This is a genomic window from Stenotrophomonas maltophilia (genome assembly GCF_047497515.2).
In the GTDB taxonomy this organism is placed as follows: domain Bacteria; phylum Pseudomonadota; class Gammaproteobacteria; order Xanthomonadales; family Xanthomonadaceae; genus Stenotrophomonas.
The window spans coordinates 52,990-62,189 of record NZ_JAXAXL020000016.1 but is presented as its reverse complement, the minus strand read 5'-3'; the positions used below and the strand labels follow the sequence as shown (position 1 = coordinate 62,189).

The 9,200-nt window shown below is 67.8% G+C and carries 9 protein-coding genes; 1 reads left to right on the top strand and 8 read right to left on the bottom strand.

The features are described 5' to 3' along the window. Nucleotides 1–53 precede the first annotated feature (53 nt). Nucleotides 54–878, bottom strand: a complete 825-nt coding sequence (locus tag ACMZPQ_RS18505; protein ID WP_197581289.1) for an alpha/beta fold hydrolase — start codon at nt 876–878, stop codon at nt 54–56. A gap of 185 nt (nt 879–1,063) precedes the next feature. On the opposite strand from ACMZPQ_RS18505, the gene ACMZPQ_RS18500 reads away from it, so the two are divergent. Then, on the top strand, nt 1,064–1,450 hold the full coding sequence (locus ACMZPQ_RS18500; RefSeq protein ID WP_197581292.1) for a hypothetical protein: 387 nt from the start codon (nt 1,064–1,066) through the stop codon (nt 1,448–1,450). A gap of 75 nt (nt 1,451–1,525) precedes the next feature. On the opposite strand, the gene ACMZPQ_RS18495 is transcribed toward ACMZPQ_RS18500, so the two are convergent. From ACMZPQ_RS18495 to ACMZPQ_RS18465, 7 genes are all read right to left on the bottom strand, one after another. After that, nucleotides 1,526–2,248 carry a DUF2968 domain-containing protein gene (locus ACMZPQ_RS18495; RefSeq protein WP_197581294.1) on the bottom strand — a complete coding sequence of 241 codons (723 nt, stop codon included), beginning with the start codon at nt 2,246–2,248 and terminating at the stop codon, nt 1,526–1,528. A gap of 99 nt (nt 2,249–2,347) precedes the next feature. Further along, nucleotides 2,348–4,498: a TadG family pilus assembly protein gene (locus ACMZPQ_RS18490; protein ID WP_197581297.1), complete on the bottom strand. Its 2,151-nt coding sequence runs from the start codon at nt 4,496–4,498 to the stop codon at nt 2,348–2,350. An 8-nt stretch (nt 4,499–4,506) separates the two neighbouring features. Then, entirely contained in the window at nt 4,507–4,974 is a 468-nt protein-coding gene (locus ACMZPQ_RS18485; protein WP_197581300.1) for a DUF3613 domain-containing protein, read from the bottom strand. Further along, a complete protein-coding gene (locus tag ACMZPQ_RS18480) occupies nt 4,971–5,852 on the bottom strand; it encodes a tetratricopeptide repeat protein (RefSeq protein ID WP_197581303.1) in 882 nt (293 codons plus the stop codon). Before ACMZPQ_RS18480 ends, ACMZPQ_RS18485 begins: the two co-directional genes overlap by 4 nt. Further along, complete coding sequence (locus ACMZPQ_RS18475) at nt 5,852–6,787, bottom strand: type II secretion system F family protein (protein WP_197581306.1); 936 nt, start codon at nt 6,785–6,787, stop codon at nt 5,852–5,854. Before ACMZPQ_RS18475 ends, ACMZPQ_RS18480 begins: the two co-directional genes overlap by 1 nt. Before the next feature lie 28 nt (nt 6,788–6,815). Beyond that, complete coding sequence (locus ACMZPQ_RS18470) at nt 6,816–7,769, bottom strand: type II secretion system F family protein (RefSeq protein ID WP_197581309.1); 954 nt, start codon at nt 7,767–7,769, stop codon at nt 6,816–6,818. Nucleotides 7,770–7,771: 2 nt separating this feature from the next. Beyond that, a complete protein-coding gene (locus tag ACMZPQ_RS18465) occupies nt 7,772–9,121 on the bottom strand; it encodes an ATPase, T2SS/T4P/T4SS family (protein WP_197581311.1) in 1,350 nt (449 codons plus the stop codon). Nucleotides 9,122–9,200 lie beyond the last annotated feature (79 nt).

The window sequence follows — 9,200 nt, the reverse complement described above, 5'->3', positions numbered from 1 at the left end:
GTGTATGCCGGTGCACCGCACGGCCTGACGGTCACCCACGCCGCCGCCACACATCACTTGCGGGCGAACGCCAAAAGGTCGGCGTTGAACGCGTCGGCGTGGGTGACCGTCAGGCCGTGCGGTGCACCGGCATACACCTTCAGTTCGGCGTCGCTGATGATCTGCGAGGAGAGCTTGGCCGAAGCATCGAACGGTACGATCTGGTCGTCATCGCCATGCACCACCAGCGCAGGCACGTCGATCTTCTTCAGGTCATCGGTGTAGTCCACTTCCGAGAATTCGTGGATGCAGTCGTATTGGCCCTTGACGCCGCCCAGCATGCCCTGCAGCCAGAACGCATCGCGCATGCCCTGGGATACGGCGTTGCCATCGCGGTTGGCGCCGAAGAACGGCGTGGCCAGGTCCTTGAAGAACTGCGAGCGGTCGCCGCCGGTGCCTTTGCGGATGCCGTCGAACACCTCAAGCGGAGTGCCGGCCGGATTGCCGGCGGTCTTCAGCATCAGTGGCGGCACGGCACCGACCAGCACCACCTTGGCCACGCGCTTGCTGCCGTGGCGGCCGATGTAATGCGCCACTTCGCCACCGCCGGTGGAGTGGCCGACCAGGATTGCGTCCTTCAGGTCCAAGGCATTGATCACCGCCGCCAGATCATCGGCGTAGGTGTCCATGTTGTTGCCGTCCCAGGTCTGGCTGGAGCGGCCATGGCTGCGACGGTCGTGGGCGATCACGCGGTAGCCGTTCTGGCCCATGAACAGCATCTGCGGGTCCCAGGCATCGGAGGACAATGGCCAACCGTGGGCGAACACGATCGGCTGGCCGGTGCCCCAGTCCTTGTAGAAGATGCGGGCGCCATCGGCGACGGTGACGTAGTTGCTCATTGCAGGTTCCTTGGAGGAAGGGAGGGGGCGCGGCGGCGGGGTGCCGGCGCGACCGGCAGTAGAGCGCGGCGGCCGGCCCCCGGCTTGCATGGCTGTGCTGGATTGGCGGCGCAGTGACGCGTATCGCTCTGGCCGCCGCCCGGTGCAGCGCCGACCATGGGTGCAGCCCATCTGGTGCGCCTGCCATGCTGAACGCCCAAGCCATCCTGCTGCTGGTGCTGTCGAGTGCCGTGACCGCTCAGGCGCAGACCAATGTCTACAAATGCGTGGATGGCCCGCATCCGGTCTACCAGCAGACGCCCTGCCAAGGGCGCGCAGCGTGGCGCTGGGAGGTGCCGATGGAACAATCGCGGTCGCGCGGTGCCGCGCCGCCCGCGGCTGACGCGCCGAAGCCTTCCCGCCGCAGCCGTCGCAGCGCGAGTGCCAAGGGTGCGTTGATCACGCTCAGCGCCGATCCGGCGGCGTGCGAGCGGGCGCGCCGGCAACGGCAGACGGCGCTGGCCAAGGGGCGCAGGCTGGATTTCGTGCAGCGGCGCCAGCTGGACGACGCGGTGTACGACGCCTGCCGCTGAGCGTGGCACATGGAGTGCCAAAAACGACAACGGCGCCGTGGGGCGCCGTTGTGCGTGGATGCCGCTGGCAGGGCCTCAGCGGCCGTCGCTGGCTGCGGCCGGCGCGGGCGAAGGCACGCTGTCCGGCTTGGGCAGGCTCAGTTCCGGATTGCCCTGTTCGGCCTGCAGGATCTGGATGCGGCGTTGCAGGGCGTCCAGCTGGCTGTTGGTGCTCTGCACATCGGTGCTCAGGCTGACCGCCTGCTGCTGCGCCTGCTGCAGGGCGGCACTGACCTGGGCCGACTGCGCCTGCTGCTGCTCCATTTCCTGCTGCAGGGTGCGCAGGCGCGCCTCGTTGTAGGCCACCAGGCGCTCGGTGTAGCGCTTGCCGGCCTCCAGGCGGGTGGTGTCGATGTAGACCTGGGCCAGCTGTTCGGACTGCTGTGCAAACGTGCGGTAGACACGCTCGGCGTTGTCGACGGCGTCGGTCTTGATCACCCGCCAGAAGTTCTTTTCCTGGAACAGGGCAACGTAGTAGGTCAGGGTATTGGCGTTGAACAGCAGGCTGGCGCCGTAGTTGCCGTTGTAGGTGGTGCGCAGCTCGGTCAGCTGGCGCGAATCCATCAACTGCTTGAGCTCGTCCACGGTATTGCGCACCACCGGTGCGGTGCGCGCTGCCGGCTCAACGGCCGCCTCGCGCTCGCCACGAGCGGCCAGTGCCGCCGGTGCCGCCGGTGCCACCAGCATCATGGCCACGGCCAGCAGTGCCGCGCTGCGCGCGTGCCGGGCGAAGACCGCGCCCCCTGAAGTTTCTCGCATGTCTAGACCATCCACGGATGAGTGTGGGTTGAGATGAAGGTGGTTCCCCGCCGGGAGTCTAGCATGCGGGCGGGCGCCGCCAAGGGCGCCCGTCACGGGTCAGTAGACCAGCTGTGCGGCGCTGCACTGGATCGACTGCACATTGACGTCGGTGCGCCCCAGCTCCAGGCCCAGCACGCTGGCCAGCAGGTTGGTCAGCAGCGTGCCAACGCTGTTGAGGACCGGGCGCAGCGCGGTGAGGATCGGCTTGAGCAGCGTGCACAGCAGGCCGCTGCAGCTGACGGTGCCGTCCGGATTGGTCACGCCATTGCCTCCGGCACCGTCAAGGAAGCCGGCCGGCGCGGTCTGGATGTACGAGGCCAGGTTGTTGCGTACGCAGCCGTTGTAGTCGATCAGGTTGCCGAGCAGGCTGTCACAGCGGTTGATCAGCAGGCCACCGACCAGCGAGCCGAGCAGGCCGTCGAGCAGGCCCAGCCCCTGGCCGGTGACGGTCGTCTTGTAGCCGGTCCACACCGAACCGTCCTCCCAGCAGGTGGTCAGTCCCAGCAGGCAGGGTTTGGGCACGCCATTCTTCACCGTCCAGTTGCCCAGCGGGGCAAGGTTGCGTGACGGATCGCCATCGCGCAGCAGCGGGATGACCTGGTCGACGTTGTAGCGTCCGCCTGAGGGGAATGCCGCCTGCAGGTAGCGGTCGGCCAATGCCTTGGCAGTGTCGTTCGCGCTCATGCCCTGGCTGGGTGAGCTGAGCATGCCCGACAACACCCGTAGCAGTTCATTGACCAGGTTGGAGACGGTGTCGCCCAGGGCCAGTGGATTGATCTGCGTGGAGCCGCTCTCGCCAGCGGCCAGGGTCAGGTTCTGCGAACTGGTGAGCGCGGGCAGGGTGATCTTGTTGGTGATCAAGGGTCTGCCCAGCAGCTTCAACAGCTGCTCGTTCTGCAGTGTGTTGTCGCAGACATTGTTCTTGGAAAAGCGCTGCGCGGGATCGACCTTGCCGACGCAGGCGCGCAACACCGAGGAATCGACCTGGATGGTGGCCCGGGGTGGATTGCCACCGCACTGGATGCCGGTCAGCGTGCCCATCGCGTTGGCCACATCGACATGCAGCGGCAGGTGCAGCTGCGTACCCAGCAACTGCAGCAGCGGTCCAAGCGCGAACAGGTTGTTGCTGTCCACGTCCACCATCAGCCGCACCTGTGCGTTGTAGGCACGCGAGCCCACGCCACCGATGGCGATCGACGGTGGCTCGACCACGCCGGCCTGCACGTTGATGCCGAGCAGGTCCAGGCCCTGGACCGCGATGCCATTGCCTTCGTTGGCGATGGAGATGGCGGTGCTGATCAGGTTGAGTACGCTGATCTTCGATTCCAGCGCACTGCCTGCGGTGCCGTCTGGGGAGATGACCTCGGCGAACAGGCCGCCGCCACCGGACTCGCTGCCCAGTGCGATGTTGAGCTTGGTGATGTCGATCTTGGTCGCGACCAGGTTGGCCAGGGCCTGCAGCTGCACGCCGACGGTGGTGTCACGTCCGACCACCGTGGCGGTGGCATTGACCAGCTGCGCCAGCGAGATCTTGTTGACCGCCAGCAGGCGATTGAAATCCGCCACGCTGAGGTTGGCGCTGACCGGGATGTTCAGGGCCTTCAACAGCCCGGAGGGCGTGATGTTGGCCTGGGCCAGTCCATCGTAGGACAGCACGGTAGCGTTGGTGACATCCAGGCCGACCAGGCGCAGCGTCGACAGCAGCAGCGAGTCGCCGCGGGTGCGCAGCAGCTGCGAGCCGACCGCGAAGACCGCCGTGGGCTCCGAACGCCGCGCGACGGCCTGCACGCTCATCGTCGGCAGGCGGGTGTTCTGGCCGAAGAACGGCAGCACGCTGCGCTGTGCCACCACCTGCACTGCATTGCGCGGGTTGGCGGCATCGACGGTGGTGACGAAGCGGTTGCGGGTGGCCCGCGTGGCGCTCCAGTTGCCGCAGCGGATCTGCAGCGTGCCGCGGAAGCGGTTCTGGGCCAGTGCGCTCTGCCGTGCGGCGCTGTTGTCACTGTTGTCTGACGTGCACAGTTCCAACCGCTGCGCGCCGGCCAATGCCGCCAGGTCGGCAACCTTCTGTGCATCGCGCTTGGCCCAGAACAGATAGCCGATTTCGATCAGGCCCAGCATGGCCAGCAGCGCCAGCATGATCAGCATCATGGTGACCGACATGCCGCCACGCGGGCGGCTGAAACTGAACTGGCGTGGGCGTTTCATGGCCTACCTCACGGTCCGGATGAGGATGTTCCCTTGGACTTGCCGACATCGGTTTCAAAGAAGTCGGGAATTTCGTGCTGGAAGCTCTTCAGGTAACGCGCGTAGCTCAACGTGGCCTGGTCGCCGAGGATCGGCAGGCGAGGGCCGGCCTGCTGCCCCGAGGCCTGCAGGCGGAACAGGCTGCGCGTGGCATCGCCGATCTGGCTGCGTGCCGGCGCGGCAGGGGTGGCAGGCATGGGTGCGCTGACCACCGCCGGCGGCGGCGCAGCAGGTGCAGGAGGCGCAGGCGCTGCGGGTGCGGCCAGGTCAACCGTCGCCAGTGCTTCGGCCTGCAACGGCGTCTGGGTTGGCGCGACCGGCGCCGCACCACCGAGCATCTGCCCGGTCAACGGCTGTTGCTGGGCCTGCGCGGCAGCGGCCAGCAGCAGGCAGGCCAGCGCGGGCAGCAGGCGTCGGGACGTGTGCGTTGCGATCATGGGGTGTTCCCGGTCGGGTGGTCGGAGGCACTGAAGCGTTCCAGCATCGACGGCGGCACGCGCTGCGGATCGCGCTCATCGCGGCTGTCGCGGCGCGCTTCGGCGGCCAGGCGGGTAGCGCTTGCCGCGCCGTTGGCGGTCGTGGCCGCGACGCTGCGCGCAGGCGGCGTCGCCACCGCCGCCGCTGCCCGGCGCTGTTGCAGGCGCGCCTGGATCTGCTGGGCCTGCTGCTGGATACTGCGGCGCGTGTCGTCATTGAGGTTGGCCTGCTGGGCCAGTCGCTCGGCGGTGGCCGTATCGCCGCGCAGCACCGCCCACAACGCGAGGTTGGCAGTGGCCTTCGCATTCCCGGGTGACAGTTCCAGCGCCTTGGCCAACGGTTCTCGGGCCTGTTCGAACTGGCCGGCACGCAGGCGTGCATAGCCGAGGTCGCCGAGGTAATCGGTGTTCAGTGGTTGCAGCTGGGTGGCACGCGCCAGCGCCTGTTCGCTGCCGGCATCGTCGTCGCGGCGTGCGGCGATCAGGCCGATGCCGTGTGCGGCGGCCGCGGCCTGCGGGCCACTGGAGAGGTCGCGGTACAGCGCGATCGCCGCCTCGGCCTGGCCGGTCTCGCGCAGCGCATCGGCCTGCAGCAGGCGCAGCGCCGGTGGATCGCCATAGCGCTGGCGGAATGCATCGACATGCGCCAGCGAGGCATACCAGGCGCCCTGCTGCTGCATGCGTTCGATCAGCTCCAGATAGGCGCCGCGGCTGTCCTGGGGCGCTGGTTCGGGCGCGGCCAGGGTGGGCGCGCGCAGGTATTTGGGCGTGCTTGAGGCACAGCCACTGGCGACGGCGGCAAGGGCAAGCAGCAGGCAGGAGGTGCGCAGGGCAGGCATCAGGGCGATCCCATCGAGGACATGGTGGTGGCCAGCGCAACCAGCGCGGGGCCAGCAAGGACCAGCATCAGCGCTGGCAGCAGGGTCAGCATCATCACCACGGTCATCTTCACTGAGAGCTTGCCGACCTTCTCCTTCAGTGAGTTGCGGCGCAGTTCGCGCAGGCGGATGCTGAACTGCCGCAGCGGTTCCTGCACCGCGCCGCCGTGTGCATGCACCTGCAGGATCAACTGCACCAGGCTGGTCAGGTCGTCATCCCCATAGACGTCGCTGAGGCGGCGCAGCGACTGTGCGCGGGTGCGGCCATGGGTATAGGCCACGTTGGCTTCCTGCAGTTCGCCGCCCAGCACCGGCAGCGCCTCGCGCAGTTTGTCGCCGAGCGTCTGCAGGCTCTGGTCCATGCTGAAGCCCACGCCCTGCAACAGGCGCAGCAGATCGATCAGCAACGGCAGCTCGTTCTGCACCGCGCGGCGGCGGCGCTTGACCCAAGAGGACAGCGCGAACTTGGGCAGCAGCAGGCCCGCGGCCAGGGCGCCAATCACCACCATCACCCTTGCCAGTCCGGTGGCGTCGCTGAATGCCAGTGCCAGGGCGAGTACCAGCAGCGCCAGCAGCAGGCGCAGGCCGAGATAGATGGCGGTGCCGCGGCGCGTGTTCCAGCCGGCCAGGTCCAGCAGCAGGCGGTCCTCGTTGGCCAGCAGCGCGGCCTCCAGGCGGCCCCCGCTGAGCGCGCGGCCGAAGCGCTCCAGCCATCCCAGCGAATCGCGCCGGCTGGTTTCAGGGTCGCGCGCTTCATCGCGCGGCTGCAGCGCGGTCTTGAGCGTGGCGGAGGTGCGTTGTTCGCGATGGCTGCGCACCCAGCCACCGAGTCCCAGCAGGGCGACGCCGGCGGCCAGCACCAGCAGTGAAAGCGCGAACCAGCCGCTGGCGCTCATCGGGAACCTCCGCAAGGGCAGCAGGCGATCATAGTGATTTGGCCAGGCGGTACAGCAGGAAGGCGCCGACCAGCTCCAGGCCCAGTGCAATCAGCAGGACGTTGTGGCCGAGTGGCTCATGCAGGACCGGCTGGAAGAAATCGGGGCTGGCGATCGCCATCAGGACGGCGCTGGCCGGCGGCAGCAGGCCCAGCACCCAGGCCGACATCCGCGTTTCGGAGGTGGTGGCCGCCAGCTCCTGCTGTGCCTGTTCAAGGTCGCGCATGAAGTCACCCATGCGCTGCAGGATCTGGTCGGAGCGGCCGCCGATGCGCACACTGACCCCGATCACCACCGACAGCACCTTCAGCACATCCATGCGGTAGGGCTGTGCGGCCAAGGCCAGTGCACGATCCAGGTCCATGCCACTGCGGGCGTAGCGGACCGTCGTGTCCAGCAGCCCGCGCAGCGGCGCGCTGGTCTGCATGGACGCCACCTGGAACGCGGCCTGCAGGCTGTTGCCGAGCGCGGTGAGGCGGACCAGGTTGTCGAGGAAGTCGGGTAGCTGATGCAGCAGCTGCGCACGCAGCCGGGTGGTCCGGCGCACGACCCACAACCAGCAGCCCAGCAGGTACAGCAGCAGGGTCAACGGGAACATCCACGCGGTTCCCAGCCGCAGCACGGCAATCACCGACAGCAGCAGCCCCGGTACCAGCAGGATCAGCGGCAGCTTCCAGCCCGGTTGCAGGCCGGCGCTCTGCAGCAGTCCGTCCCAGGGCAGCGGGCGGCGCCCGCCGCTCGACGGACGGAGGGGATCATTGGCGGCCGAAGCGGCCGCAGCTGCGCTGGGCGCGATGTTGGCGCCGCGTGCCAACTGCTGTTCGGCATGCTGCAGCGAGGCCTGGCGCTGCTCGCGGCTGCTGGCGGTGCCCCACAGCCACGCCGCCAGTGCCAGCAGCACCGAGATGACGCTCAATACACCCAGCAGCAGGCCGATGCCCATGCTCACAGGTCTCCGTACAGGGATTCGCGCAACAGCTGGCGGAATGGCTCCAGCTTGTGCGAGTGCGGATGGAAGCCCAGGCCGATCCAGCGGTCGGTTTCCCTGCCGGTGCCATCGATCTGCAGTTCGTGGCGGAACATTTCCTGGGAGGTGATGAGGTTGTCGCTGACCCCGGTGATTTCCGTGATCGAAACCAGCACGCGGCGGCCGCTGCCCAGGCGCGAGATCTGCACGATGAAGTCGATGGCGCTGGCGATCTGCCGGCGCAGGCTGTCCTCGCTGCCCTGGAAACCGGCGAAGCCGGCCAGCATCTCGATGCGGTACAGGCAGTCGCGCGGCGAGTTGGCGTGGATGGTGGCCATCGAGCCGTCGTGGCCGGTATTCATGGCCTGCAGCATTTCCAGCACTTCGGCGCCACGTACCTCACCCACCACGATGCGGTCAGGACGCATGCGCAGGCTGTTGCGCACCAGGTCGCGGATGCTGACCGCACCGTGGCCCTCGGCGCCACCGATACGGCTTTCCAGGCGCACCACATGCGGGTGGTTCAGCGAAAGCTCGGCCGTGTCCTCGACGGTGATCACGCGCTCGTTCGGCGGCACGTAACTGGCCAGCGCATTGAGCAGCGAGGTCTTGCCCGAGCTGGTGCCGCCGGATACCAGGATGTTGCAGCGGCCCAGCACCATCGCCTTCAGCAATGCCTGCATGGGCGCGTCGAAGGTGCCTTTGGCCAGCAGCTCGTCGGGCGTGAACGGGTCCTTGCGGAACTTGCGGATGGAGACCATCGGGCCATCCACCGCCAGCGGCGAGATGATCGCATTGAGACGGCCGCCATTGGGCAGCCGCGCATCGACCATCGGGTTGGAATCGTCAAGGCGGCGACCGAGCGGCGCGAGGATGCGGCGCAGGATGCGCAGCAGGTGCGTGTCATCGGTGAAGCGCTGGGTGGCGCGCTTGAGCTGCCCACCCTGCGAGACATGCACATCCTTGAAGCCATTGATCAGGATGTCTTCGATGGTCGGATCGTGCAGCAGGTCGTCGAGGGGCCCGAAGCCGGTCAGCTCCTTGACCAGTCCTTCGGCGACCACCTGCATTTCCTCCTCGTTGATCGGGATGCGCCATTCCTGGATGAAGCCCACCGTCTGCACCTGTACCCAGCGTGCGATGGTGTCCGGCGCCCAGGAATCGATGTCGATGCGCTCGTCTTCGATGCTGTTGAGCAGGTGCTCATGCGCGGCCGACAGCACCTTCTGGTACTGCTCGGTCTGCGCGAACGGCAGGTGGCCCGGTGCACTTTCGGGCAGCACCGGGCGGGCAATGGCATGCGGGAACGGGGTTACCTTGTCTTCCATTGCGATCCACCCAGGGCAAGGGAGAGTCTTTCCCGCAGGCCGTGGGGGGGGGGGGGGGCGGGGGGCGGGGGGGCGGGGC

Coding starts and splice junctions, on each gene's coding strand:
- ACMZPQ_RS18505 (WP_197581289.1), bottom strand. CDS start 878: ATGAGCAACTACGTCACCGTCGCCGATGGCGCCCGCATCTTCTACAAG.
- ACMZPQ_RS18500 (WP_197581292.1), top strand. CDS start 1,064: ATGCTGAACGCCCAAGCCATCCTGCTGCTGGTGCTGTCGAGTGCCGTG.
- ACMZPQ_RS18495 (WP_197581294.1), bottom strand. CDS start 2,248: ATGCGAGAAACTTCAGGGGGCGCGGTCTTCGCCCGGCACGCGCGCAGC.
- ACMZPQ_RS18490 (WP_197581297.1), bottom strand. CDS start 4,498: ATGAAACGCCCACGCCAGTTCAGTTTCAGCCGCCCGCGTGGCGGCATG.
- ACMZPQ_RS18485 (WP_197581300.1), bottom strand. CDS start 4,974: ATGATCGCAACGCACACGTCCCGACGCCTGCTGCCCGCGCTGGCCTGC.
- ACMZPQ_RS18480 (WP_197581303.1), bottom strand. CDS start 5,852: ATGCCTGCCCTGCGCACCTCCTGCCTGCTGCTTGCCCTTGCCGCCGTC.
- ACMZPQ_RS18475 (WP_197581306.1), bottom strand. CDS start 6,787: ATGAGCGCCAGCGGCTGGTTCGCGCTTTCACTGCTGGTGCTGGCCGCC.
- ACMZPQ_RS18470 (WP_197581309.1), bottom strand. CDS start 7,769: ATGGGCATCGGCCTGCTGCTGGGTGTATTGAGCGTCATCTCGGTGCTG.
- ACMZPQ_RS18465 (WP_197581311.1), bottom strand. CDS start 9,121: ATGGAAGACAAGGTAACCCCGTTCCCGCATGCCATTGCCCGCCCGGTG.